We start from the raw sequence: 25,768 nt of genomic DNA, 5'->3' as shown, positions 1-25,768 counted from the left end.
TTATCTCCTTGGAGTAAACGGGATGTCACATTCATCACCCTTCCTCCTTACGCTTCTGCATATTTGAGATTACCTTCTGCTGTCCTATCGTCAGCACGTTGGTAACAATCCAGTAAACCAGCAGCCCGGAGGGAGCATTGTAAAGAAAGAAGAAGAAGAAGATAGGCATCATGTAGGTCATCATCTTCATGCTACTGTTCTGGCTTCCTGCAGAAGAGGGACTTTGCATCATCTTACTGGAGAGGATCATCGTTGCAACAAAAAGCATAGGAAGCAAACGTATATCGCTCCATCCCAGAATCGGAATCTTGAAGGGTGCAAAACTATATATTGACTCAGGGCTCGAAAGGTCGGTAATCCAACCAGGAATAAACGAGGAGCCACGAAGGTCGAAATACTTGTTAAAAAGGCCGTACATAGCAATGAACATCGGCATTTGAAGAAGCATGGGAAGACATCCTCCCATAGGATTCACTTTTTCCCGTTTATAAAGCTCCGCCATTTCCTGATTCATTTTGTTTGGATTGTCCCGATACTTATCCTGAATCTCCTTCATCTTGGGCTGCAGCATCTGCATCTTACTAGTCGATTCGTAGCTTTTATGTGTTATCGGAAACAGTACGACCTTGACTAAAATAGTAAGAAGAATGATGGCTACACCCCAATTGGGAATAATCGAATAGAAGAAGACAAGAATCTTTTTCATTATGACTTCAAGCCAGCCAAGCAGACGCCCCTGGTCCATAACATCCTCAAGATGAAGGTCACGAGTTCCAAAGCCATTTTTATCCGGATCGTTATACCTTGTCAGGACACGGCTGATCTTCGGTCCCATGTAAAAACGAAAAACATCCTCGCTTACGCTACTTTTCAGAAGAGGTCTGGAAAAGAAAAGCCGCGAAGTTGTCGACAAACCGGGCTCGGAACCTTCGGTAAAAAGAAGATCATAATCGGTTGCATCGGGAACTCCGATAACTGCAAAATACTTTCCAAGTACAGCGGCCCAACTTACCCGATTATCGACAGAAACAGAACCATTTTTCATTCGATAATTTTTCTGTTTCCCGTTTTCATAGGTAAAATAACGACGATAGGCGTATCTACCATCCATTTTTTCAACCTGGGGACCAATCTGAGGACCAAAGGATAGCGTGTAGGCATAGCCATCCTCGTCGAGAGCCGGATAGGCATTCACACTATTCTCAATCTTAACCGAAACCTCGAAAAGATAATCGGAAGGAGCAAAGCGAAAGCGCTTGGTCAAAGTGAAGGGAACGGGACCTGAAGAGGTCTGTACCGCAAACTCACGGTAAAACTCGAGCGTATTCTCATCGATATTCCGGACAAAAAACGGAACATTTGTTATATCTCTTTCCGGTCCACCAAAAGATATACCAAAAGCCCCCTCTTCATCGTTTCCCCGCCAAATCATCTCCAGCGGTTTTCCATTCTCAAAGTGCTCTTTCAACTTCATGCTGGTCAAAAGAGCCCCCCGGCTACTGAAGGTTGCTTTAAATACCTTTGTCTCGAGAGAAATCATCTTCTCTCCAGGCTCATCACCAAAAGGAGTGATACCTTGGGCCTGTAAAACAGGAGCCGTCGGCTGCTGTTGAGAATTCTCATTCGATGAAACTGATCTATCGGAAGCATTTGTATCCCTGGAAGCATCCGCCTGTTCTGTAACAGCCGGTACCTCGGGATGGGGAGGAGCAAAAAACGTGTTTTGAATCATGAAACCGACGGAAATAACAATGGTTGAAAGAATAACCGCCAGCAAAGTTCTTTTGTCCATACCTTCTCCTACTGGTCGTTGGTCGAGGGAAGAAGCGGGTGCCGCTTTCCAAGAAGTTGTGCCTTGTGTAATAAGTCGCTCAATTGACGGCTACGATTGGACAATGTATCTTCAGATCGATACAAAAGCAGAACCATGTCATATCCCTGTCGGATTTCCGGTTTAATGAGCCGATAAGACTCTCGGGCTACTCGTTTCGCCCGATTTCTCTGAACGGCATTTCCATACTTTCTAACCAGGGTAACCGTAAAACGGTTCCTTTTTGTATTGTTTATTCGATACATCAGTTTCGCGCCAAGGCAGGACACCCTGGTTCGTGAAGAGAACACTCGGCCGATGTCGGCCGAGTGTTTCAATCTATCCCTCTTAGTAAGGCTTTTTCTCATCAGCAACAGAAAGCTTTTTTCTGCCTTTTTTTCGGCGTCTGGCAAGAACAAGCCGCCCGCCGCGGGTTTTCATGCGTGCTCGAAAGCCGAATTTTCTGTTGCGCTTTACCCTGCTAGGCTGGTAAGTCCTTTTCATAGAAGCAACTCCTTATTGTATCGCTATACAGCGCTTTTGTCCCAATGAGTGACAAAGTATACGTTGCATCCGTCGGGAATGTCAATGGCGATTATCCTTCTCAGAGGCCTTGACCATCTTCCCAATACTATCAAGCATCTGCTGCAAACGGCCGTCATCACCGGCATTTTTTTTCTCATTTTTTTCTTTCTCACCGAAAAGAAGAGGCTCATAGTGCCACTCATTTCTATTGCCTTCTTCTCGTTCTACCGAATCGCCAGCCCCTAATTGCTGTACAATCCATACCCTGATATTACTCAAAGAAAATTCCGGGTACTTTTTATTGATATCCCGAAGAATTCGTCTTTTTTTCAATTCTATCATCTGAGCCCAACCCGGATGATCCGCCTCCACAATTAAAACATCCCGCTCTATCTCCCTTACCCGAGTGTGACTCGCAATATCAATACCGACGATTGTTCTCCAACTACGGAAAAAAGAGCTGTATTTCTGGGCTTTTTCCAGCTGTGCCTGATCAAAAAACTGAGACAGAATTTCCGATGCCTTTTTCATTCGGCCTCCTATTCTTCTTCAATAAACTCACCCTCTTTTACCCGTAAGAGCATGGTATCGTTTCCCTTCAGTTCAGAATACTGCCTATCGGGAAGAAAGGTAAAAAAAATCTGATCGGCCTCCGGCAGCGTTTCCAAAAAGCGCTGCCTCCGTTTCGGATCAAGCTCCAAAAGTACATCATCAAGTAGCAGCACCGGCCGTCTCCCGCACTTCTCATAAAAAAACCGGGCCTGTCCAACCCTAAGAAGCAGGGAAAGAAGCCGAAGTTGACCGGTGGAAGCAATGGAAGAAAAATCCTTTCCCTCAAGAAGAAAGGCAAAACGATCTCGATGCGGACCGGAACCGGAGGTCTTCATCTCGAAATCACTCTCCCTCCTGCGATGAAGAAGGAAAACAACATCTTCCTCGCCTTTACATCCCTTCCAACTGGGACGGTAGGCAATCTTCATTTCCCCCTCCAGACCCGAAACCTTCTCATGGAGTGAAGAAAATGTTGTATTAAAGCCTTCTATTGCCTCTCTCCGCTTTTCCTGGATCTCCATCCCGGCCCTTGCCAACTGTATATCATAAACATCAAGGAGATCTCTGCGATCTCCTTTTAAAGCCATATTTCGTAATTTTAAAATTTTGCGATAGGATCGAAGGGTATCGATGAAAAGCGGTTCATGAAGACTCATTGTCTGGTCGAAAAACCAGCGTCTTCTTTCCGGCGATCCGTTTACAAATGAGATATCGTCGTGACAAAAAACAATGGCAGGAAATATACGTACAAGCTCTTTTCGATCGGTAATTGGCTTTCCATCGAGTTTAATACTCTTTGTTGTCCCATTCTTACCTGAAAGCAAAAAGGATATATCATGCTCGGCGGTTTTTCCATGTAGCGCAAGTTCGCCACATCCCCGGCGGATAAGCTCCTGATCCCGCCTTGTTCTAAAAGAAGAACCAAAACTCAATAGATAAATAGCCTCGAGCAGATTACTCTTTCCCTGGCCGTTTTCCCCTACAAGAAAAACGCGGGGTGCATCAAGGCACACCTCCGCGTCCTTTAGGTTTCTATATTGATATGTTTTCAGGGCCAAAAACCCCATGGCTTCACTTAATCCAGCTGCATCGGCATAATGATATGGAAATAATCGCCTTCAGGAACCGGTTCGAGGGTGATCGCTTTATTTGCTTCAGTAAAACGAAGAACGACTTCTTCACAACGCATAACCTTCAAAGGTTCGGCAAGGTAAAGATAATTCAACGCTATGGTGGTCTCGGGTCCCTCATAACTACAGGAAAGTTCTTCCTTGGCGACACCGATATCGCTCTCTTCACTGGTAAGTCGCATCATTGCGTTCTCAACACTGAGATAGACCCTTCTTGATTTCTGCTCAACCAAAAGCGATACACGTTTAAGCGCCTCTTCAAGCTGATCACGATTTACAACCAACTGGTAGTCCTGACTGTCGGGAATGACCCGACGATAATTAGGAAATTGTCCTTCAATGAGGTTGCTGGTAATCCGCTGATCATCGAACTGAACGAATATATTCCGGTCGGAAATGGCAATTTTCAGATTTCCCTCTCCCGATGAAAGCTTTCTGATAAGCTGAAGAACCTTTGGAGGAATGATCACGGCGTCGAATTCCTTCAATTCGGATTCTATTCGCCGTTTGATAAGGGAAAGCCTTCTCCCGTCGGTAGCCACCATGGAAATACTTTCACCATCCTGTTCCACATAGACTCCGTTCATGTAATAACGAGTCTCATCATCGGAAACAGCAAAGATCGTCTGGCCTATCATCTCAATAAGATCCTTTTGAGGAATCTCAAAATAAAGATCTTCGGATACTTCCTGCAGTTCGGGGAATTTATCTCCGGCAATACTCTTAAGCTGAAAGTTGATCTTCTGAAAGAGGGGCCGTATCATAACTCTGTTGTCGACCAGTTCAACCTCGATATCACCTTCCGGTAGGGAACGAAGAATTCCCAAAAATTTGTCACAAAAGACCGTAGTACTTCCGGGAGCAGCAATTTCAACTGGTATTCTGGTCTCGAAGCTTACTTTCAAGTCTGTCGCTTTTATGGTCAGGGACCCATCGTCGGCTTCGAGAAGTACGTTCGAAAGAATTGAAAGTGCATTTCTTGTAGAGATGATTTCCTGGGCAATGGAAATTTCTTTCAACAATGCGTTTTTTTCGCAGGTAAATTTCATCTTTCCTCTCCTACCTACAGTATATATTAATTAATAGTAGTAATAATAGGCACGGTGAATATGTTAATATCCGCCATAATTTCTTTTGAAAGAAATAGTTGCCCATCTGAATAACTTGTAAAGGTTATTCCATGAAAATGCACATATCCACAGCCTTCGGCATTCATGCACATATCTTCCTCATAGTTGTACCATCTTTTCATTATTTTGTCCCGTACTCTTTGATTTGCCGTACAATGCGTTGGATTATTGGTTCCAGGCTGGGATCGGTTTGCATTCTGCTTTCTACTCGTTGGCAGGCGTGCATAACCGTAGTATGGTCTCTTCCCCCAAATTCCAGACCGACCTCCGTAGTGCTGAATTCGGTTATTTCCCGGGTAATATACATGGCGATCTGTCGGGGAAAGGCAATGGCTTTTGTCCTTTTTTTACCACGAAGGTCGTTAGGGGAGAGATTGAAGTATTCGGCAGTGACGCGCTGTATCATTTCAACGGTGATATTACTCATTTTTGGATTGGAAAAGACATCTTTGAGTTGTTGCCTGGCAATATCGAGGGTCACTTTCTTATGCAAGAGATCTGCATAGGCAATAAGTCGTGTTAGTGCAGCTTCGAGATCCCTTACATTTGTAGTGACGTTTCGACAAATGAGTTCGATAACTTCATCGTTTATCGGTACCTTTTTCTCTTCTACCTTCTGCTTCAAAATGGCAAACCTTGTTTCAAAAGCGGGGGCCTGAAGGTCGACGTTGAGTCCACGTTCAAATCGGCTTCTCAGGCGATCGGTCAGCTGTTTCAGCTCTGACACCGGACGGTCGCAGGTAAAAACAAGCTGCTTATTTGTTTCATACAAGGCATTGAAGGTATGAAAGAGTTCCTCCTGAGTCCCCGTTTTATCCTGGAGAAAATGGATATCGTCGATGAGCAGGATATCGACCTTTCTATATTTATTTTTGAATTGATGATTTTTGTTATGGTGAATCGCCTCTATAAATTCGTTGGTAAAGGTTTCTGCCGTGACATAAGCAATTTTTATGTCGGGATTATGTGCCCATGCATAATTTCCGATCGACTGAATGAGATGCGTCTTTCCAAGGCCGACTCCCCCGTATATCAGACAGGGATTATAGGCAGTTCCCGGATTTTTGCTGATGGCCATGCAAGCGTTTGCTGCAAGGGTGTTATTCTCACCAATAACGAAATTCTCGAACGTGTAATCGGGTCTGAGATCGGGGTGTTTTTTTGGAGGATCATTCTTGACCGACGGGAGTGATCCGGCTAGCGGTTCTGCCGCCATGGGGGGATGAGGAGGGTTAGCAACTTCATTTTTATCCTTCTGGGATTCCGATGTTACCCGCTTTGTAACGATAAAATCGACTTCAAGTTGAAAACCTGATAGTTCGTAGAGCTTTTCTTTTATTATACTGATATAGCGCTGTTTTACCTGATCCCGGTAGAATGCCGAGGGAACCGAAAGGATAAGCTTTCCTTCTTCGGAGGAGTGATAGGAGATGTTACTGAACCACATAACAAACTCCTGATCCGATAGTTCGTTTTTCAACTGGTTCAATGCTTCCTGCCAGAAGATGGAAAAGTCCCACCTGCTTTGTGTATTCATTAAAAGCCTCAATACTATAAGAATTATTCACAAGTTATACACATGCTGCTTTTTACTAATGTACGGAGCCAAAAGAACTTAAAAGGTCGCAAATACCTCCAATTGCTTTACCGTCATTATTAATTCCATATTGGTAAAGAAATTATAAATAGATAAACAACTATACACAAAAGTGGTCTGCTGTTACCTATCCAGCTGACTCTTTCCATAATTTATCCACAGTTTATCAACACTTAGGTCATATATCAATGAAGTTTAGTAGAAAGGTTTATTTTAGCGCAGCCCCATGGAGTTTGCAAGGCGTTTACTTTTTATGTGGAAGAGGGTATACTTAACTATTCTCTATCAGATTTTACGCAGGTATCACACATGCAAAACAGTTATTCCGCCCAGAACATTCAAGTGTTAAAGGGTTTGGATGCAGTTCGAAAAAGGCCGGGAATGTACATTGGCTCTACCGGTCCGGAAGGGCTGCATCATTTAGTTTATGAGATTGTTGACAACAGCATTGATGAGGCTCTTGCCGGTTTTTGCGACGAAATTTTAGTTGTCATTGAAAAGGGAAACATCATCCGTGTTGAAGACAACGGACGAGGAATTCCAACCGATCTCCACAAAGAAGAGGGTGTAAGCGCTCTCGAAATCGTCATGACGAGGCTCCATGCCGGTGGAAAGTTCAATAAGGATACCTATAAGGTATCCGGAGGGCTCCACGGTGTTGGTGTTTCCGTTGTAAATGCATTATCCGAGTGGTGTGACGTATTTGTTCATCGTGACGGCTCTATTTTCTATCAAAAATATGATCGGGGAAATCCCGAGAAAGATGTCGCCACTGTAGGTGAGACCACGCGTCACGGTACGATTACTCGATTTAAGCCGGATGGTGAGATCTTTGAAACGGTGGAATTTAGTTTTGATGTCCTTTCCCGTCGTCTTCGGGAACTTGCTTTTTTAAATAAGGGCATCAGGATCATCATAGAAGATGAGCGCCTTCCTCAGAAGAAGACAAAGGAGTTCCAGTTTGAGGGCGGTGTAAAAAGCTTCGTTAGTTTCTTAAGCGAAAGCAAAAAGCCGATTCATAAGGAGCCTATTTACTTCGAGGGAATCCGTGACGGTATCGATCTGGAGTGTGCCCTTGAATATAACGAGGGATACAGCGAGAATATCTTTTCTTTTGTCAATAATATCAACACAAGGGAAGGCGGAACCCATCTTGTCGGCTTTAAAACGGCCCTTACCAGGACCTTTAATGATTTCCTGAAAAAATCAAAGTTTGCCAAAAAAATGGACGAGACCTTTTCCGGTGATGATGTCAGGGAAGGTCTGACAGCCGTGGTTTCCGTGAAGGTCCCCGATCCCCAGTTTGAAGGGCAAACAAAAGCCAAATTGGGAAACTCCGAGGTACGGGGCGTTGTCGAATCTCTTGTTGCCGAGCATTTGACTTACTATTTTGAGGAAAATCCCAAGCTGATAGAAAAAATCCTCGAAAAGATTACCATGGCGGCTCGTGCTCGTATTGCAGCGCGGAAAGCCCGTGATCTTACCCGCCGTAAAAGCGCTTTAGAGAGTTCAAGTCTTCCTGGAAAGCTTGCCGATTGTGCCGAAAAGGATCCTTCCAAAAGCGAAGTGTATATCGTTGAGGGAGACAGTGCCGGTGGTAGTGCCAAACAGGGTAGAGATCGTCAGTTTCAGGCCATATTGCCCCTTTGGGGAAAGATGCTAAATGTCGAAAAGACCAGGGCCGACAAGGTACTCACCAACGACAAGCTACAGCCTATCATTGCGACCCTGGGAGCGGGAGCCGGAAAAGAGTTTGACGTTAGTAAGGTCAGATACCATAAGGTGATCATCATGGCGGATGCCGATGTCGACGGAAGTCATATCAGAACCTTGCTGCTTACCTTTTTCTTTCGCTATATGCCGGAACTGGTCGAGCGGGGTTATGTCTATATTGCTATGCCTCCTCTTTACAAGATGCAGCTGGGAAAAACAGTTACGTATGCATACGACGAAAAGGATCGTGAGAAGATCATGAAATCCCTGTTTGCCGAGGAGACCGAGAAGGTTGCCATTCAGCGGTATAAGGGTCTTGGTGAGATGAATCCGAATCAGCTGTGGGAGACCACCATGGATCCGGATTCAAGAAAAATCATGCAGGTACGACTTGAAGATGCTGTTGAAGCAGATCAGATATTTTCTACATTGATGGGTGAGGATGTCGAGCCCAGGAGAAAGTTCATTGAAGATAATGCTCTGATGGTATCGAATCTCGATATATAGCATAGTGATATAGTTAAGAAGGATAAGGGTTGCTCGAGTGGAAGAGATAAAGGGAGAAGTAATTCCTATTTCAATAGAAGAAGAGGTTAGGGGATCTTACCTCAACTACGCGATGTCCGTCATCGTCAGCCGTGCCCTACCTGATGTACGGGACGGCTTAAAACCTGTTCATCGTCGTATCCTTTATTCGATGAGTGAGATGGGTCTTCGATCGGATAGAGCCTTTAAAAAGTGTGGACGTATTGTCGGTGATGTTCTTGGTAAATACCATCCTCATGGCGACCAGTCGATTTATGATGCCCTGGTTCGGCTTGCCCAGGATTTTTCCATGCGTTATCCGGTGGTTAGGCCTCAGGGTAACTTCGGATCGGTTGATGGTGATCCTCCGGCGGCAATGCGATATACGGAAGCGAAGATGGACCGTGTTGCGGAGGAGATGCTCAAGGACATCAAGAAAGAAACCGTCGATTACGGTCCCAACTACGATGATTCGATGCAAGAACCTCTGGTTCTTCCCGGGGCTTTTCCCTATTTACTTACCAATGGTGCAAGCGGAATTGCCGTCGGTATGGCAACGAATATGCCTCCCCACAACCTACGCGAGGTGTGTGCGGCAATAGTTGCCTACATCAACGATGCCAATATCTCCATTGATGATTTGATGAAATACATCAAGGGGCCTGATTTTCCAACCGGTGGTATCATCTTCGGAAGAAGGGGCATTAAACAGGCATTTCGAACGGGAAAGGGTAAAATTACCGTTCGGTCTAAGTTTGTTATTGAAACAACCAAAAGCGGGAAGGATCGGATCATCGTGACCGAGATTCCCTATGCAGTCAATAAGGCGAATCTCATCATAAAGATTGCCGATCTGGTAAAAGAGAAAAGAATCGACGGTATTTCCGATCTGCGGGACGAATCGGACCGCGACGGAATGCGTATTGTTATAGAACTGAAACGGGGAGCAGTACCCAAGATCGTATTGAATCAGCTTTTCAGCCACACGGCGTTGCAGCAGAATTTCAATGTTACCAACCTTGCCTTGGTCGACGGTATGCCAAAGCAGCTCAACCTAAAGGAGCTGGTCCACTATTTTGTTCGTCACAGGGTTGAGGTCGTTACCAGGCGTATCCGTTATGATCTGAAAAAGGCTGAGGAAAGGGCCCATATCCTCGAAGGCTTAAAAATTGCTCTTGATAACATCGATGAAGTGGTTCAGATCATCAAATCAAGCAGTGATGTTAATCAGGCTCGCGAACGCTTGATGGAGCGTTTTAAGCTCTCCGAGCGGCAGTCTCAGGCAATTCTCGATATGCGGCTTCAGAAGCTCACCAGTTTGGAAACGAAAAAGATCGAAGAAGAACTTCGTGAAGTTCTCGCCCTTATTGCCTATCTCAAGGACCTTCTTTCCAGTGAACAGAAAATATTGGGTGTTGTCCGGGATGAAACGGAGGAGATCGCCCAGAAGTACGGAGATGACCGAAAAACCGATATAGTTGCCGATGAGGTCGAGGAGATCAACATCGAGGATCTTATCCAAAAAGAGGATATGGTCGTGCTGGTCTCCAATAAAGGCTTTATCAAACGTGTTCCCGTTTCCAGTTATCGAAACCAGGGGCGGGGAGGAAAGGGCTCTTCTTCTGCAAAACTGATCAACGAGGATTTCATCAAGCACCTTTTCATCGCCAGTACGCACGATTATATCCTTTTTGTTACAAATGAAGGGAAAGCCTACTGGATGAAGGTCCATGAGATCCCCGAAGGCAGCCGGGCAAGTCGTGGGACCCACATAAAGGCCCTTCTTGAAATATCTGCAAATGAGGATATTACCACTATTGTGAGTTTGCAGGAATTCAGCGAGGAACATTATCTTTTCATGGCAACGGCCAGGGGTATTGTCAAAAAGGTAAAAACCAGTGATTTCCGTAATGCTAGGACACGTGGAATTATCGCCATAAAACTTGACAACGGAGATACATTAATTACCGCGGTTCTTACCCACGGAGACAGTGAAATTGTTATTGTCAGCCGTAATGGAAATGCTCTTCGTTTTCATGAGGATCAGGTACGTGCCATGGGGCGTGCCAGCCGGGGAGTTACCGGAATACGACTTCAATCAGATGACGAGCTTGCCGGTATCCTCCGTGTTGAGGATAACGAGAAGATGCTCCTTCTTAGTGAGAATGGACTGGGGAAGAGGGTTGAATATGATCACTTTTCTCTTCATGGAAGAGGTACACGGGGGCAAATAGCCTATAAGACAAGTGAAAGAAGCGGTGAAATCGTTGGAGTTCTTTCTGTTTTGGAGGAAGACGATCTTGTCTGCATCACAAGTCAGGGAAATACCATAAAGTTACATGTTTCAGATGTTCCTGTTCAGGGGAAGACAGCACAGGGCGTAAATATCGTTACCATTACTGCTCCCGATGTAGTGGTGGATGTTGCTCGTGTCATGAATGATAAAGATGAAGAAGAGGATCAGCCTCAAACATAGAAAGTGTTTCACGTGAAACAATACGCCCCAGAGATGGGGCGTTTTTTTAGGTAGTATTCCGAATCCTTATGGTGCACATGCTTTTTCATGCCCTGTTCTAAAGAATCAGTGGCCTTTTGGAGAGAAGTGATTGAGGCAATAGGATTGGGGCAGAAGGGGCCACCACGATTCCGGACAGTAGTAAAAGCGCAACTATCCCTTCAGGACATCCTGATCGGGAAACGCTGCTATTGCTTTCTCTGCATTATTCCAAAGCCTATCCTGTTCTTCTTTGGCAAGGAAAGTTGCGTAGATCCCGTTTTTCATGATGGCGATAAGTTCCTGAATTGAAAACAGACCGTGCTCATACATTTTATAATACTCTTCTACAAGCTCAACACCGAAAATCGAAGGATCATCGGTATTAAGGGTGACATACAAACCTTGTTCATAAAAAGGCCTAATCGGATGTTGCTCATAGGCACTGACATATTTTCTAGTGAAGACATTACTGGTCGGGCAAACTTCAAGTGGAATCTGGCGATCGGCAAGCAGTTTCATCAGTTTTGGATCCTGTATTGAACTGATGCCATGACCAATCCTTTCCACATCCAGGTCTTGCACAGCGCTCCATACGGACTCCGGTCCGACATCCTCACCAGCATGAGCGACAACATGTAGACCAGCCGTTTTTGCTTGGGTAAAAACATCAATATAATCTATAGCAGGTCCTTGGCTTTCAGCCCCGCCAAGCCCGATTCCGATGATCGATGATTTCGGATTGGAAAGGGTCAGATTCAAATTCCGCATGGCGTTTTCTTTTCCAAAGCTTCTGGAAACATCTATGATGAATTTCACCTCGATCTGCTTTTCGGCTTTTAGCTTTGCCGCTCCCTCGTCCAAAAGGTCTGCGATGCGAGAAAAGCTAAACCCATTTTGGACAAACTTGCTCGGAGCAAAGAATATTTCAGCGTAGGAGACATTGTTTTCAATAAGGTAGCGACTGGCATCGTCGATCAGATAAGCGATATCCTCTTCTTCTTGAAAGCAATTTTGTATCACATTGATAAAAAGGTCGATAAACTCATCAAGGCTTTTGACCTGGAAACGTCGCACCAACTCCTCACGGGTGGTGATACCGGGGAAATCAAGATGATTTTTTTCTTTTAGTTTCCAAACGGTTTCCACACCAGTCATACCTTCGAGGTGGAGGTGTATTTCTGTTTTTGGAATGGCACGAATCAGAGATTCCACTCGTTCCCGCTCAAGCCTGGTTGTTATCATGTGAAGTCCTTTAGATATTCTATCGGTCACTTACCTGATAAAGTTTATATATTTAGCTTATACCAGATTATACTATTTTCAAAGTAAAAGGATATAAAAAAAGCCCGCCGCTTTTAAGTATTTCGACCGGGCTTTTGAGACGTAAAAGCAGATTAGACGGCATCCACCGATTTGATTTCGGGGATGGTCTCTTTCAGATAGCGCTCTACGCCCTGCTTTAGGGTGATTTGGGCCATTGGGCAGCCATTACAAGCCCCGGTGAGTCGAACGGAGACCTTCCCGTTTTCTCCTACCGTAACCAATTCAATATCGCCACCATCTGCTTGCAACGAAGGTCGGATATCTTGAATGGCCTTTTTTACCTTTCCTTCAAGTTCCAGTTCCATGGAAATCTCCTTGCATATATGCTTATGATAACGTAGTGTTTCAGTAGGATAAAGTCAAGAGGAGTTTCCTACACCGACGTTTTCATGTATAATCGCTTGTATGAGCGGTAAGATCATTGCATATGCAAATCAAAAAGGCGGTGTCGGAAAAACGACCTCGGCCGTTAATATCGGGGCTTATGTAGCCGAAGCCGATAAGAAAGTTCTTCTGGTCGATTTTGATCCCCAGGGAAATTTGTCCAGCAGCGTCGGTGCAGATAAGGGACGACCGGGGGCCTATGATGTTCTTATGGGTACAAGCCCTTTGGATGAAACCGTTCAGGAGACGACGGTGCGGAACCTTTTTGTCGTACCGTCCAACATCGATCTTACCGGTGCCAATGTCGAATTGATTGAAGAGAAGGATCGGGAGTTTTTTCTTCGGAATGCCTTTGCTGCCTCAAAGCTGGAGTTTGATTATATCTTTATTGATTGCCCTCCCAGCCTTGGTTTATTGACCCTCAATGGGCTGGCAGCGGCTTCTCATGTTTTTATTCCTTTGCAGTGCGAATATTTTGCCCTTGAGGGCCTAAGTCTTCTGTTACAGTCGATTCGGCGAGTCCAGAAGTCTTTGAATCCCAATCTGGGTATAGGTGGCATCTTTTTCACCATGTATGACTCCAGAACAAAATTAGCCAATGAAGTGGTTCAGGAGGTTGCAGGTTATTTTAAGGAGAAGGTGTTTAAAACCATTATTCCCCGCAACGTACGTCTTTCCGAGGCACCGAGCCATGGCGTTCCGATCAACCAGTATGATGCGAGTTGTATTGGTGCGAAAAGCTATCAAAAACTTGCCCAGGAGGTAATTCATCGTGTCTAAAAAAGCCCTGGGCCGGGGCATTGAGGCCCTTATTCATCAGGCTGATGATTCTCTGGAGCTTCCTGAAGAGCTCAAGGGGGATGTCTCAAGCCTCCCTTTGCGGAAGATCCGCACCAATCCCGATCAGCCTCGAAAGCATTTCGATGAGGAAGCATTGCGGGAGCTTGCAGATTCGATTAGGAACCAAGGAGTCATACAGCCGATTATCGTGGATGAGGAGTCGGCGCACGGCCTTCATACCATTGTAGCGGGAGAACGACGTTTCAGGGCGGCCCGACTTGCCGGCCTGAGCGAGATTCCTGTTATTATTCGCGCTTTCAGCGAAGAGGATAAGCTGGAAATCGCTTTGGTAGAAAATGTACAGCGAGAGGATCTGAATCCTGTTGAGGAGGCTCAGGCCTATCGTCACCTCATGGACGCGATGAATTTGAGCCAGGATGCAGTTGCCAGGAAGGTTGGGAAGAAGCGTTCGACGGTTGCCAATAGTCTTCGTTTGCTAAAGCTGCCGGAAGATGTCCAGGATTCTCTGGTAAAGGGAGAATTGACCGCAGGTCATGCCCGGGCCATCCTGTCGGTCCTCAATCCGGCGGATCAGCGGATTCTCTACGGAAGAATCCTTCAGCACGGGCTTTCGGTCAGGGAGACCGAGGACCAGGCTTCCGCTTTAAACAAAGGCATGCGGGCGACGGAGCAGAAAGAGGAAAAGACTCCTGCCAACCGCGCTCCGGAACTGCGCTCCATAGAGCAGAAATTTCTCGATGCCCTGGGAACCAAAGTAACTATTCGTGGTAGCCTTAAAAAAGGAAAGATCGAGATCGCCTACTACTCGATGGACGATCTTGAACGGCTATTCGATATTATCAGTAACCGAGATACCCTTTTTTAAGCGCCTCAGCTCTTTTCGAAAGCTTACAGCCTTCTCTTCTATGCTCTTGATAAAAGAGTCGTCCTTAATGGTTCCAAGCACCGCATACATCTCTTCCTGTGAGGCGTAAGCCATCTTTCTGAAGTTGTTTTGGTAATCCTTCTCCCTGCTTTGCCTTGTATTCCGGGCAATGAGCTCACGGATTTCGACTGCCCGATCAAGAGCATCTTCAATGGGACCTGAATGAAACGTCCTGAAGAGAGAGAAGGCATGGGCCGCTTTTTCATCGGGGTAGCTTATTCCCTGTTCCCGGTAACGTTGGTGGAGACCGTGCCAGCTATCGATATCGCCGCTGACGATATCTGATTGGAGTTTCCGCATTTGGGCATCACTTATGAGTTGTCCGCCGATATTGTGCCATACGGTCTGGACCCCTGCGGCCTTTTTTTCCAGAACGGCGATTCCGTCCGAAAGGGAGAAGCCGTGTCGTGAGCAGAAGGCCGCCAGTTGTTCCACGCCGTAGAGCAGTATCATCTCCCTGTACCAGCGACGCCCTGTAAAAGCTCGTATGATGATCGTATCTCTCTTGCTCTTTTCGATGCCGTAAGCGGGAACAGGGATTTCGTCGGCCGCTTCCTTCTGGATTTCGAACCAAGCTGAGCCTCGAGCTGCAATGGGCCGCAATACCGGCGGAATTTCCGGCAGGGGATGAAACGCAAAGGTGTAATCGAGAAGTGATGTTTTAATATTGTCATCAGATGATATAATGATATTATCAATATATAACCCCGCCCAGATTTCCAGAAGCGAAAGAGCTTTTCGCATCTCTTCGGCTGTGTCCGGAGCGAGGAAGTCAAATTCAATCTTCTGGTCCGGGTCCTTCCGTTTGTCCCTGACTCCGTATTTCCAGGAGTTTCTTGCAAGGGCATACATGTTGTAGCGGAACCAGTAACCCGGCATCATTTCGATCCTTCCCTTTGTTTCGTTGTTTGAAACCAGCGTAAAGGGAAGCGGAATATGCAACTCTGCCGGGTAAGCACCCTTTGCCAGGAGGGTATAGCTTGCGAATTTACTGTTATGCTTCAAGCTTGTCGCAAGAGCCGGCCAGAATCCTCTTCCGGCGAAGAGCTCTCCGTCCGGGCCTCTGCTGTTATGATTTGAGCCGATCGTTGCCCCGGCGGCGATATTGGATTGGCCGAGAACCGTGGCTGCACAGAGAAAGCTGTTGTTGTGGTGCTGTTCGTGGCCCGGAAAAATCAGGGCATTGAGAACCTCGCAGCAGCTTATGGTTGAATTTTCACCGAGATAGCTGTTGATCAGTCGTGCTCCGTACTTCAAATTCGAATGGTTTGCAAGAATAAAGCGAACGGCCTTTACGCCATAGAAGAGGTGGCAACCATAACCGATGATGCCGTTTACCAGCTCCACTCCCTCACCAATTTGGCTTGGATACTCTGCGCTACTGTTGACGGTGAGGTTCTTTAACTTGTTTGCACCCTTGATGTAGGCTCCCTCGCCGACCTTGATATCCTTGAGTATCCTGCAGCTTTTTATGACCGATCCGGTGCCTATCCTGCCGTAGGTGCCGCGACGATGCTCAAAGGCGGCATCTGTCATGGCTTCAAAAGCTTGTATAAGTGACTGGTTATCACGAAAACGGGACCAGAGGTAGGCATCGGCGGAGAGCATGCCGTCGAAGGGATAGATCGCCCGTTTGCCGTTCTCGTTTCCTATCTCGAGCCGGATCCTTACATTGGGATCTTCTCCTTCCATGACAATGCCGTTTCCGAATTTTGCATGGTTTGTGGTGACCATTTCCTCGATACTCATAAGGATTACCTCGTTTTCGATAATGTAAAAAGCGAGGTAACCGAGGTTCCTGATGGCCACGTTGTCACCGATGTCCGAGGAGATGATCACCGAATCCCTGATACCGATAGGAAGCTTGAGATCGTGATATTCGAGGTACCCCTCCTCCAGGGCACCGATTCTAATCTTGCCGTGGAAGGTACACCGTTCCACTCGCTCGGGGTTGAACCCCTCGGCGACAAGAATGGCGTTCCAGTCGTCGGCACAATTGCCGTTTCGTACGAGAATTTCCACTTCCCGGGCCGAAAGGGCGCGGTAGGAGCGGGATAGGTCTCCGGCGTTCCTGAATCGATACTCATCTTCTCCTTCCCGGAGAAATTCTTGGGGCACAAAGCCGGCACCGATTGCTTTGTCGTTCTTTTTCCGTACCATGGTATGATACTATACCTGCCGGAACGACGGTGCAAGAAAGGAGCAGCAACAATGGCAAAAAAGCGGACCCTCTTTACCTGTGAACAGTGCGGCCATCAGGAGCCGAAATGGTTGGGACGGTGTCCCTCCTGTGGAGGCTGGAACACCTTTCGGGAGGAAAGCAGCAGCGTGAGCAGTGGAGGAAGCAAGGCTCACGAAAAAACAAGAAAGCTACCGGCATCGGAGATTGCCCTGAACCAGGTAGCGGCGGCCGAGGGGCTTCGCTTTTCTTCCGGGATTGAGGAGCTGGATCGCGTTCTCGGCGGAGGGGTGATGCGCGGTTCCGCCGTTCTCATTGGCGGAGAGCCGGGTATTGGGAAATCAACCCTGATGATGCAGCTTGTGGCCTCGGCCCTTCCCGGTACCAGGGCCCTTTATATCAGCGGTGAAGAGTCGGCTGCTCAGATTAAGATGCGCTCCGATCGCCTGGGCCTTGATGCCTCCGCCGTCGACCTTCTTTGTGAATCCGATCTTGATCGCATCATGTCGGTTCTCCGTAAAACCCGTCCCCAACTGGTGGTGATGGACTCGATCCAGACCCTTATCAGCCAGGAGGCGGGACAGGTTCCCGGTACGGTGAATCAGCTGAAGTATGGTTGTCACGAATTGATCGACTGGGCCCGGGAGGAGGATTCCGCTTTTTTTCTGGTGGCCCATGTGACTAAGGAAGGCTCGATAGCCGGGCCGAAGGTGATCGAACACATGGTGGATACGGTCCTTTATTTCGACCTTGCCGATGGCGGCCTGCGCATTGTTCGCTCGACAAAGAACCGCTTTGGATCGGTGGATGAGCTGGGACTTTTTTCCATGGAGGCCGACGGCCTTCATCAGGTTGCCGATCCCGGGGAGATATTCCTGGTACGGCGGGGGGGCGAGATCCCTCCAGGTATTGCTGCGGCACCTGTTTATGAGGGGAGCCGGGTTCTCATGGTTGAGCTTCAGGCCCTGACGGTTCCTGCAAAAGGGGGCTACAGTCGGGTCTATTCGGACCGCATCGATCCTGGCCGGGTGAGCAGAATTGCGGCTGTGCTTGAACGCCATCTTTCCTTACGCTTTTCCGATCAGGATATCTACGTCAATGTTGCGGGGGGAATGAAGATCAGCGAAGTGGGAATAGAATTGCCTTTGGCCATGGCCCTCTATTCGGCGAGGACCGGGATTCCCATACCGAAGGGGGTCACCGTTGCCGGTGAGGTTAGTCTTGCCGGTGAGATTCGCCCCACCGGGCATATGGACCGTCGGCGTAAAAGTGCAGCTGAGCTGGGCTTTCAGCGTTTTGTCGGTCCGGAATCGACAGGAAAGGAGAGGTCCCGTTCCGATGGCGGCGAGGTCCGGGTTGCCACCATCGGCGAGGCTGTTAAGGCAATATTCAAGGCCGGGTCCGCCAAGCCTTAGTGGAGAAGGCTCAGCAAAAAGGGAAAGGCAACAAAGGTGCCGATTGAACTTCCGATGCTGGTGAGAAAGAAGACAATCAGGGCGTGGGTAAAACGGTTCCGAAAGAAGCCCTTTACCGAAAGAATATCGTCGTGAAGGTGTTCAAAGTCGGAAACCCGCGGTTTCCGCAAGGCCCCTTCCAGGATGCCCGAGACGATACCGACGCCGATGGTCGGATTGAGGCTTGTAAAGGGGGCAGCAGCAATGGTCACCAGAATGGTAATAGGATGGGCGAGGGAGATAATCGCTCCAAGGCCGGCCAGGGCCCCGTTGACGGCAACCCAGTAGCCGAACATCTCGATCCCCTGGCCCAGACCCGAACGGGCGAAGCCGTAGGCGATGATTGCGATAACGATTGCCGGAATGATCCACGGCAGGGCCTTTGTTATCTTTGCCGGAGGAGGTACCGCTTCGATTGCGGAAAGGTCTCGGTCCATATTCCCTTTGGAGAGTTCGTCCAGGATATGAACGATTCCTTCCGCATGGCCTGCACCTATGACCGCAATGATTTTTTTTCCCGGTGCTTCAAAGATTTTTGTTGCAAGATAGCGATCCCGCTCATCTATAAGAACTTCCTTGACCGAAGGAAGATACCCGGCCAGCTCTCCCATCATCTCTTCCAGCGCGTTTTTCCGCTTTAGCTGTTCTATTTCTTCTTCACTCAATTTTTCCGAACCGAAAACGGATCCGAAAAGGCTGGCAATCATCTTGTTTTTGTTCCAAAAGGAGCTTTTTGCCCAGGCCCTGCGGAGGGTTACCTGGATTTCTCGGTCGCAGAAGCTAAAATCGGCACCCACCGATTTTGCCGCCTCGATAGCTGCCATCATCTCCTCTCCCGGTTTGTTTCCCAGCTCGCTTCCAAGCTTACGCTGGAAGGAGGCGAGGGCAAGGTTTGCAAGAAGAAGAAAGCCCCGGCGCTGGCGCAGTACGCTTCCGATGCTCATGCTTTGCCAGTTTTGTCCCTCGGTCATGGAGCGATAGCGGCCGGCATCGATCTCTACGCAAACATGATCCGGAGATTCTGCCTCGATGGTACCTCGAACCTCATCGACGCTTTCTCTGGAGACATGGGCCGTACCGAGGAGGATGATCTCTCTCCCTTCAAACTGTAAGCGCGTAATGGTGTCGCTTTCGTCAATTCTTTGCATCTTCAGAAGGTCCTTCCTTTTCAAGCAGATTTTCGGCAATTTCGGTTTCGAACATTCCGAAGAGAGCATTGTCCCTGACCTCTCCGAGGTAACGGTTTGCCAGGGTATCGCTTCCGGCCCAACGGTAGAAGAGGCCAAGGTAGAAATAGGCCCTGATTTTCAAGGGCATTTGCTTTTCCAGATTCAACTTTGAAACAAGATAGCCGTCATATCCCCGTTCGACAAAAGTCCGTGCAATATCATAGTAATAGGTATCCCGGGGCAGCGTTCCCATCTTTTCTCTAAAATATGCTTGTGCTGCTTGCTCTTTTCCCGCCTCAAACAAACTGATTCCATGCATAAGGGCGTAGCCGTGTTCATCAGGCTCGTTTTCGTAGGCTTTCTGATACATTTCTGCGGCCCAGGCATAATCCTCCGAAAGAAAAGCCGCCGTGGCTGCCGGTTCGTAGGCGTAGTAGTAATCGGGCCGCCGTTCCATCGTGGCCTTGTAGTCGGCAAGGGCTCCGGACCAATTTTTCTTGTCGCTGTTGATCCCTGCGAGGTAGACGTAGGAGAGAAAGTAATCGGGATCGATCTTCTTTGCAGAGGTGAAATCTGCTTCAGCCTTTTCTATGTCGCCTTGATACAAATAAAGTTTACCCCGATCGATATAATGCCAGTAGTGTTCGGGATCGAGTTCTATCGCCTTGCTTAGATCGGTGACTGCATCCTGTGTATCTCCCAGGCCCGCCTTTGCCTTGCCTCTGTCCACATAGGAAAAGGGGTAATCGGGAAACTCCTCTACCGCCTTGTTGAGCTGTTCGACGGACTCTTCATATTTTTTCTGCCTCAGTAGCAGGTTTCCGTAGCCTGCCCGTGCAACGAAATTATCCGGTTCCGCTTCGATACTTTTTTCAAAGGAGTCTTCAGCCTTATCGTATTCCTTATCCTCCATGTACAACTCACCCAGGGCGGCAAGGGCTCTGCCATGGTCGGGCGCCTTTTCCACAACGGATTCCAGCAATGCTTTCTCCTGGCTTCGCTCACCGTCAAGTCCGGCAATCAAGGCACCGGTGAATAGAGCATCGGGGTTATCAGGTTCTTTTTCGAGAGCCGTCTTCAGGGCCTCTTTTGCCTCATCGGTTTTACCGATACTTACTAAAAGCCCTGAGCGGAGCAACGCAGTTTCAAATGAATCGGGATCATCGGCATAGGCTTTTTCAAAGGCTTCCAAGGCCTCTTCGGGCTTTCCTGCTGCGAGGAGGGAGCTGATACTTTCGTAAGGAGGAATCTCCACCTCAGGTTGGACCGTTTTTTCCGCCTCTTTCGTGCCTGCACAAGCAGTGATCAAGAGAGAAAAAAGGAGCAACATCGCGATGGCGGCAAGGGCCGCCTCCATCATTCGGATTATCGGTTTCATTCCTCGTACTATACCCGCCGCGGGGTGTTTAAGACAAGGTTGAACAGGGCGGGCCTCATTGATACAATCATCTGAAATGAAGACAAAGCTGGGATTTCACTACTACCTTATACCGGTGATCTATCTTCTGCTCACCGGAGCCTTTATTCATCTTGAAACCTCCGGGGCCCGACAGGGGTTCAGTTATCAGGTATCTCAGGCCGCGGTATCGGGCACCAGAAGTGGCGGAGGGGTATCTGCCACGTTGAAACTTTTCGGCAGCACCATCGATCTCGACAGCCAGGTGTTCGGTTACATCGGTGATGCGTCGGAACCAAAAGCCCTCACCCTTGCCGACGTTATTGGTGAACAACAAAAAATTCGTGTTGAGTACAAAGAGGGAGTTACCCTGGAAATCAGTTCATCTCTCCGGGAAAATGGTGATCAGCTCCTTATGATTCAGACCCTTTTCCCGAAAGAGAGTGGTGTTAGTCGTGTTCTTATTACCCCGGAAAGCGATTGGACTCTTTCTTCGCTGGATTTTCTTCCCGCAAGGCTTCTTGATCGGGAGCAGGGTTCGGTGCTCATTAATTTGCAGCAAAGTGATATTGCCGAGGATGGTACCATCAGCTTTGAGGGCGAGGGAAGCCGTCTTAGTTTTTTCCAAAATCCAGGAGAAAATCCAGTTCGTTATTGGTTTTTTCAGGGAAATCCTTCGGTTTCCAGAGACAACTATGAAAAAAACCTACGTGATTATCTTGAAAAGGCCTATGTGGGCTGGAAGAGCGGACGATACAATCCGGGAAGCGATACCTGGAGCAGCCCTGACGGCGGTCGACAGTTTCAGGAGTCTGCTTTGGTTGGCATGGTTGCCGAAGGCTTTCGTCGCAGAGATACTGTTGATCTGAATGCGATAAAGGGTATCAGCACTCGTCATAAAGAGAATGTCACCTACCTTTCGGCCCCTTATGTGGGATCCCTTGTCATGACGGATGAGGCGAGGTCTGCAGAGGCCTCGACTATCAATACAAAATTAAGAAATTATGCACGCAGTTCCAACCCGGCACTCTTTTCCGAGGTTGATCATCTTGCCGAGTATCTACTCTTTTCCGGTGATAAAGCACTGCTGCGGGCGGTTTCCGAGTGCTTTAAAACAGATGCCTTCGAGGGGAAAAAGATGACTGCGCTTCAGCTGGCGGGTATGGTGGAGGTCTATGTTGATGTGGGCAATCTTTATCCGGAACGGTTTCCCGGATACGAAGAGCTTTATGGGCTGATAGATTCTCTATTACTGCCGCGGCTGGGGCGTGCGGATGACGGTCTCTTTCTTTTCGATAACGACAAGGTTGATGTGAAGGCTACATTGAAAGCGGGCTACTACCTACAGGAGATCGGCAGGGGGGAAAATCGAGCGCTCTTCGAAGAGCTGGGTCGAACAATGGTGGTTTCGGTCCTTTCCCTTTCGGATGAGAACGGCGTGTTGCCTGCGACACTGAGTCCCTTACGAAATAACGAAAAAGAGCGGAAAGAGGGCTATTTGCTTCCCGAAATGGTCTATTCGCTTCTTGCGGAGAACCGCTATTATCCCAGGCATACCTTTCTTTATAAGGAATTGGGTTCCGATGTCGCACTCTGGACCGTTGCACAAAGCATTTCGGCCAGTCGGTCACAGGACGCCTATACCATCAGCTTTTCTTTCCCGACGGGCTCCACCCATCATATGGTGATTAAGAACGTGCCTCCGTTTGCTTATATCGAGTTGTATGGTATCAGATGGAACGGTACCAGACAGTTTCAATATTACGATGCCGGCGGCTGGTATTACGACCGCGATTCGAGGACCCTCTATTTGAAGGTGCGGCATAAAAGAAGCCGTGAAGAGGTTGTAATCCATTTTCGCGATGATACCGTCGGTGAGGTTTCCCCCTAGAGCTTTTTTGTACGGGGAAGATGATCACTATCAAACTCTATGATACACTGCGGTGTCTTGTCATCAAATGATAGGCGATCGATGCAGATCCTTTTATTTACAGCATAACGAGGCATGAAAAAAGTAAAATGTAATTCTTGTAGCGAGTAAAGAGCTGGAAATAGACAATTGGTCAACATAACCAGCAAAAAGGTATATAGAAAAAGCACTTCGCCCATTATGTATCGATTAGCTGAAACTTTAGATGTAGTGTAGAATGTTTTGCATATGGTTGACATATCAGGTAATTTTTTTTACAATTTACTTGATATGTCAAATAAAAAGGAGTAGGTATCCTTGGATCGACAGGAAATAAAAAGCATTGGTAAATGGATTTCCATTCTTCACAGGCAAGCACAGATTTATCTTAATAGGGAATTAAAACCATATGGCTTAAGTTCCTCGGAGTATATCTATCTGGTCAATCTTGGCGCTGAAGGCGATGGGATTAATCAAAAGCACTTGTCCGATATGATTATCATTGACGACGCTCTTACAACTAGAGTAATGAAAAACCTTGAAAACAAAGGATATATCATTAGAGAAAAAAGCCAGATCGATAAACGATCCTATAATATCCGGCTGACAAAGAAAGGGATTGAGATACAACCGATCATTCTTAAAGTACTTAAAAACTGGACGGATATTATCGGCGAAGGCATGAATGATGCGGAAAGAGATTCTATCATTCAAAAGCTCACGGTAATGTCACATAACGCGTTAAAAGTAACGCAGGGGAAATAAGATGAGAAAACTTAAAATTACTATACTATCGCTGTCATTGGTTACGGTAATGTCAGGCGCTGCTGTGGCACCCGCATTAGGTGAGATAGCAAACTATTTCAGCAAAGTAGATCCTCTACTGATTAAACTGATTATAACTTTGCCAGCACTATTTATCATTTTTACATCGCTGCTTTTCAGTTTAATATCGAGCAGGCTGTCATCAAAAACAATCGCCATCAGCGGTCTGTTCCTTTATCTTATCGGTGGATGTGGGGCAGGCTTTGTAAATAACATCTATTTACTTTTGGCATTTAGAAGCATTTTGGGGATAGGCGTAGGGCTGATTATGCCCTTGTCGACCGGGTTGATCGCATACTTTTTTGATAAAAATGAGCAATCGAAATTGATGGGCTATTCTTCGGCCATGAACAACCTTGGAGGAATCATGGCCACGGTGCTTTCGGGATATCTGGTTTCATTGAATTGGCGGTACAGTTTCGCCATCTACCTTCTCGGGCTGTTTGTTGTGATTCTGGTAATTTGGATTCTACCGAAATCGAAGATGGGCAAGACAAAAAGCAGCATTGATATAAAAAGTATTCGCAAAATAGCACCTTATGTTTTCGCCATGTTTATAACCATGGTCATATTTTACACTGTACCGTCCAATTTCTCGATAATTGTAACAAAAGAGAATCTGGTTCCCACCTCGTTCATCGGACTACTTATGTCGGTACAAAATATCACTTCTTTTATAATCGGATTGGCACTGTACTCTATTGTAAAAAATGTTGGTAGGTATACGAAATATTTTGCATCTGGAATGTTGGCCTTGGGCCTTTTAGGCTTGAGTTCTATGAATCATGTTATTACGATTATTTTCGGTCTGTTTTCCCTTGGCGTTGGTTTGGGCATAATGGTACCACTATTAAATGCCCAAATAGCCTTACATGTTGATAAGGAAAAAATGACTTCTGCAATGGCAATTATGAGCGCGATGCTGTATTTGGGGCAATTTTCATCCCCCATTTTTATTGATGGTGTTCGATCACTCTTTCATTTACAAGGCCTGCAAATGCCATTCCATTTTGCGATGATACTGTCAATCGCACTTATGATAAGTTTCATCAGGATTCCAATTTCTATTGCCAAAAATCATTAGAATTCATACTTGCTTGTCTTGTTGTGGAAAAAACAAGCAAAATGGAGAAGGAGAAAGGACATGAAATATTATGTATTGGAAGGAACGTTTGCAAAAGACCTCCCTGAAAAAAGTGAGCTGCAAAAAGCAATTGACGCACATCTTGAGTATTTAAAATCTGGGTTCGATGATGGCTCAATCCTTGTATCAGGCCCCAAAGCAGAAATAGGCGGCGGCATTATCGTTGTTAAATGCGATGATATTGAAAAGTTCTGCGATGGTGATCCTCTTGTAAAAGCGGGGATTCAGGAGTATCGAATTACGGAGTTTAAACTACATAATTGCCAGGACTACCTCAAAATGTGGTTTAGGTAGTGAGATAAACAGACATAAGAACGTAAGCGCTTCAGAAACACCATCTGTATAGGAAACGGGAAATAGCAGAGGCTCCAAATGAACAAAGAAAAAAGGAGTGTATTGCTATGACCCCTACAGGAATTGGCCGAGGAATAGGAGGTTCATCCAAACTATATCAGCAGTGCCTGGAAGAGACTACGCTAATGTACACTGTCAACACCGGAATGAAATTGCAGTTTTTCATCGGAGTTAAATTGCAGAGTTCCGGCAAAAATCTTTAGAAGCCAACGGCTCCAATCTTCATTCTGTCTTTCATACGATACGAATCGCCTTTAAGGCTCACCACATGGGAATGATGCAAGAGCCTATCCAGAGTTGCAGTGGCGACTGCATCATCAGCCATAATCTCACCCCACTTGCCAAAAGTTTTATTTGAAGTGAGGATGATAGATCCACGTTCATACCGGGTGTTGATGAGCTGGAAAAACAATGCAGCCTGTTCTG

General features: G+C 46.9%; 22 protein-coding genes. 9 read left to right on the top strand and 13 right to left on the bottom strand.

Annotated elements, in window-relative coordinates; genetic code table 11:
* Positions 1–34 precede the first annotated feature (34 nt).
* The 7 genes from yidC to dnaA form a co-directional block, all read right to left on the bottom strand.
* Positions 35–1,792, bottom strand: coding sequence for a membrane protein insertase YidC (gene yidC / locus F459_RS0116395; protein WP_020613798.1), 1,758 nt, complete (start codon positions 1,790–1,792; stop codon positions 35–37).
* A gap of 8 nt (positions 1,793–1,800) precedes the next feature.
* Positions 1,801–2,148 carry a ribonuclease P protein component gene (gene rnpA / locus F459_RS23685; RefSeq protein WP_245540204.1) on the bottom strand — a complete coding sequence of 116 codons (348 nt, stop codon included), beginning with the start codon at positions 2,146–2,148 and terminating at the stop codon, positions 1,801–1,803.
* Between the two features lie 10 nt (positions 2,149–2,158).
* Positions 2,159–2,314, bottom strand: coding sequence for a 50S ribosomal protein L34 (gene rpmH / locus F459_RS0116385; RefSeq protein WP_013252630.1), 156 nt, complete (start codon positions 2,312–2,314; stop codon positions 2,159–2,161).
* An 81-nt stretch (positions 2,315–2,395) separates the two neighbouring features.
* The gene (locus F459_RS22495) at positions 2,396–2,866 is read right to left on the bottom strand and encodes a DUF721 domain-containing protein (RefSeq protein ID WP_020613796.1); all 471 of its coding nucleotides are present in this window, start codon (positions 2,864–2,866) and stop codon (positions 2,396–2,398) included.
* An 8-nt stretch (positions 2,867–2,874) separates the two neighbouring features.
* Positions 2,875–3,954, bottom strand: a complete 1,080-nt coding sequence (gene recF / locus F459_RS0116375; RefSeq protein WP_020613795.1) for a DNA replication/repair protein RecF — start codon at positions 3,952–3,954, stop codon at positions 2,875–2,877.
* An 8-nt stretch (positions 3,955–3,962) separates the two neighbouring features.
* Positions 3,963–5,066, bottom strand: a complete 1,104-nt coding sequence (gene dnaN / locus F459_RS0116370) for a DNA polymerase III subunit beta (RefSeq protein ID WP_013252627.1) — start codon at positions 5,064–5,066, stop codon at positions 3,963–3,965.
* A 202-nt stretch (positions 5,067–5,268) separates the two neighbouring features.
* Complete coding sequence (gene dnaA, locus F459_RS0116360) at positions 5,269–6,684, bottom strand: chromosomal replication initiator protein DnaA (protein WP_020613793.1); 1,416 nt, start codon at positions 6,682–6,684, stop codon at positions 5,269–5,271.
* Positions 6,685–7,053: 369 nt separating this feature from the next.
* On the opposite strand from dnaA, the gene gyrB reads away from it, so the two are divergent.
* The gene (gyrB, locus tag F459_RS0116355) at positions 7,054–8,964 is read left to right on the top strand and encodes a DNA topoisomerase (ATP-hydrolyzing) subunit B (protein WP_020613792.1); all 1,911 of its coding nucleotides are present in this window, start codon (positions 7,054–7,056) and stop codon (positions 8,962–8,964) included.
* Positions 8,965–9,001: 37 nt separating this feature from the next.
* Positions 9,002–11,458, top strand: a complete 2,457-nt coding sequence (gene gyrA, locus F459_RS0116350) for a DNA topoisomerase (ATP-hydrolyzing) subunit A (RefSeq protein ID WP_020613791.1) — start codon at positions 9,002–9,004, stop codon at positions 11,456–11,458.
* A 192-nt stretch (positions 11,459–11,650) separates the two neighbouring features.
* Here the strand turns inward: gyrA and add are convergent, their stop codons facing one another.
* Positions 11,651–12,721 (bottom strand): adenosine deaminase, encoded by a 1,071-nt coding sequence (gene add / locus F459_RS0116345; protein ID WP_020613790.1) that lies wholly within the window; start codon positions 12,719–12,721, stop codon positions 11,651–11,653.
* 152 nt (positions 12,722–12,873) lie between these two features.
* Complete coding sequence (locus F459_RS0116340; protein ID WP_013256831.1) at positions 12,874–13,107, bottom strand: NifU family protein; 234 nt, start codon at positions 13,105–13,107, stop codon at positions 12,874–12,876.
* Positions 13,108–13,207: 100 nt separating this feature from the next.
* Here F459_RS0116340 and F459_RS0116335 point away from each other — a divergent pair, with 100 nt between their 5' ends.
* Both F459_RS0116335 and F459_RS0116330 read left to right on the top strand, forming a co-directional pair.
* Entirely contained in the window at positions 13,208–13,966 is a 759-nt protein-coding gene (locus F459_RS0116335) for a ParA family protein (RefSeq protein WP_020613789.1), read from the top strand.
* On the top strand, positions 13,959–14,852 hold the full coding sequence (locus F459_RS0116330) for a ParB/RepB/Spo0J family partition protein (RefSeq protein WP_020613788.1): 894 nt from the start codon (positions 13,959–13,961) through the stop codon (positions 14,850–14,852). Before F459_RS0116335 ends, F459_RS0116330 begins: the two co-directional genes overlap by 8 nt.
* Here F459_RS0116330 and F459_RS0116325 read toward each other — a convergent pair.
* Positions 14,814–17,072 (bottom strand): DUF4954 family protein, encoded by a 2,259-nt coding sequence (locus F459_RS0116325; protein ID WP_020613787.1) that lies wholly within the window; start codon positions 17,070–17,072, stop codon positions 14,814–14,816. The two genes, F459_RS0116330 and F459_RS0116325, sit on opposite strands and share 39 nt — an antisense overlap.
* Before the next feature lie 51 nt (positions 17,073–17,123).
* On the opposite strand from F459_RS0116325, the gene radA reads away from it, so the two are divergent.
* Positions 17,124–18,506, top strand: coding sequence for a DNA repair protein RadA (radA, locus tag F459_RS0116320; protein WP_020613786.1), 1,383 nt, complete (start codon positions 17,124–17,126; stop codon positions 18,504–18,506).
* On the opposite strand, the gene F459_RS0116315 is transcribed toward radA, so the two are convergent.
* Positions 18,503–19,693, bottom strand: a complete 1,191-nt coding sequence (locus F459_RS0116315; RefSeq protein ID WP_020613785.1) for a TraB/GumN family protein — start codon at positions 19,691–19,693, stop codon at positions 18,503–18,505. The two genes, radA and F459_RS0116315, sit on opposite strands and share 4 nt — an antisense overlap.
* A complete protein-coding gene (locus F459_RS0116310; protein ID WP_245540203.1) occupies positions 19,680–21,092 on the bottom strand; it encodes a tetratricopeptide repeat protein in 1,413 nt (470 codons plus the stop codon). Before F459_RS0116310 ends, F459_RS0116315 begins: the two co-directional genes overlap by 14 nt.
* Before the next feature lie 76 nt (positions 21,093–21,168).
* Between F459_RS0116310 and F459_RS0116305 the strand changes: the two genes are divergently transcribed.
* From F459_RS0116305 to F459_RS0116290, 4 genes are all read left to right on the top strand, one after another.
* Positions 21,169–23,001 carry a hypothetical protein gene (locus F459_RS0116305; RefSeq protein WP_020613783.1) on the top strand — a complete coding sequence of 611 codons (1,833 nt, stop codon included), beginning with the start codon at positions 21,169–21,171 and terminating at the stop codon, positions 22,999–23,001.
* Between the two features lie 336 nt (positions 23,002–23,337).
* Positions 23,338–23,784, top strand: a complete 447-nt coding sequence (locus F459_RS22490; protein WP_020613782.1) for a MarR family winged helix-turn-helix transcriptional regulator — start codon at positions 23,338–23,340, stop codon at positions 23,782–23,784.
* 1 nt (position 23,785) lies between these two features.
* A complete protein-coding gene (locus F459_RS22485; RefSeq protein WP_020613781.1) occupies positions 23,786–24,928 on the top strand; it encodes an MFS transporter in 1,143 nt (380 codons plus the stop codon).
* Positions 24,929–24,988: 60 nt separating this feature from the next.
* On the top strand, positions 24,989–25,282 hold the full coding sequence (locus tag F459_RS0116290; RefSeq protein WP_020613780.1) for a YciI family protein: 294 nt from the start codon (positions 24,989–24,991) through the stop codon (positions 25,280–25,282).
* A 259-nt stretch (positions 25,283–25,541) separates the two neighbouring features.
* On the opposite strand, the gene F459_RS22480 is transcribed toward F459_RS0116290, so the two are convergent.
* A partial coding sequence (locus F459_RS22480) for an ATP-binding protein (protein WP_020613778.1) occupies positions 25,542–25,768 on the bottom strand: 227 nt, incomplete at its 5' end.

The sequence above is a fragment of the Sediminispirochaeta bajacaliforniensis DSM 16054 genome (assembly GCF_000378205.1).
Lineage (GTDB): Bacteria > Spirochaetota > Spirochaetia > DSM-16054 > Sediminispirochaetaceae > Sediminispirochaeta > Sediminispirochaeta bajacaliforniensis.
This window is presented reverse-complemented; position numbering and strand designations above follow the sequence as displayed.

What these genes read in the sequence shown, in the direction of transcription:
- gyrB (WP_020613792.1), top strand. Translation starts at nt 7,054, where the DNA reads ATGCAAAACAGTTATTCCGCCCAGAACATTCAAGTGTTAAAGGGTTTG.
- radA (WP_020613786.1), top strand. Translation starts at nt 17,124, where the DNA reads ATGGCAAAAAAGCGGACCCTCTTTACCTGTGAACAGTGCGGCCATCAG.
- dnaA (WP_020613793.1), bottom strand. Translation starts at nt 6,684, where the DNA reads ATGAATACACAAAGCAGGTGGGACTTTTCCATCTTCTGGCAGGAAGCA.
- F459_RS0116325 (WP_020613787.1), bottom strand. Translation starts at nt 17,072, where the DNA reads ATGGTACGGAAAAAGAACGACAAAGCAATCGGTGCCGGCTTTGTGCCC.
- F459_RS22485 (WP_020613781.1), top strand. Translation starts at nt 23,786, where the DNA reads ATGAGAAAACTTAAAATTACTATACTATCGCTGTCATTGGTTACGGTA.
- F459_RS0116315 (WP_020613785.1), bottom strand. Translation starts at nt 19,693, where the DNA reads ATGCAAAGAATTGACGAAAGCGACACCATTACGCGCTTACAGTTTGAA.
- recF (WP_020613795.1), bottom strand. Translation starts at nt 3,954, where the DNA reads ATGGGGTTTTTGGCCCTGAAAACATATCAATATAGAAACCTAAAGGAC.
- F459_RS0116310 (WP_245540203.1), bottom strand. Translation starts at nt 21,092, where the DNA reads ATGAAACCGATAATCCGAATGATGGAGGCGGCCCTTGCCGCCATCGCG.
- add (WP_020613790.1), bottom strand. Translation starts at nt 12,721, where the DNA reads ATGATAACAACCAGGCTTGAGCGGGAACGAGTGGAATCTCTGATTCGT.
- F459_RS0116290 (WP_020613780.1), top strand. Translation starts at nt 24,989, where the DNA reads ATGAAATATTATGTATTGGAAGGAACGTTTGCAAAAGACCTCCCTGAA.
- F459_RS0116305 (WP_020613783.1), top strand. Translation starts at nt 21,169, where the DNA reads ATGAAGACAAAGCTGGGATTTCACTACTACCTTATACCGGTGATCTAT.
- yidC (WP_020613798.1), bottom strand. Translation starts at nt 1,792, where the DNA reads ATGGACAAAAGAACTTTGCTGGCGGTTATTCTTTCAACCATTGTTATT.
- F459_RS0116335 (WP_020613789.1), top strand. Translation starts at nt 13,208, where the DNA reads ATGAGCGGTAAGATCATTGCATATGCAAATCAAAAAGGCGGTGTCGGA.
- rpmH (WP_013252630.1), bottom strand. Translation starts at nt 2,314, where the DNA reads ATGAAAAGGACTTACCAGCCTAGCAGGGTAAAGCGCAACAGAAAATTC.
- F459_RS0116340 (WP_013256831.1), bottom strand. Translation starts at nt 13,107, where the DNA reads ATGGAACTGGAACTTGAAGGAAAGGTAAAAAAGGCCATTCAAGATATC.
- dnaN (WP_013252627.1), bottom strand. Translation starts at nt 5,066, where the DNA reads ATGAAATTTACCTGCGAAAAAAACGCATTGTTGAAAGAAATTTCCATT.
- F459_RS22495 (WP_020613796.1), bottom strand. Translation starts at nt 2,866, where the DNA reads ATGAAAAAGGCATCGGAAATTCTGTCTCAGTTTTTTGATCAGGCACAG.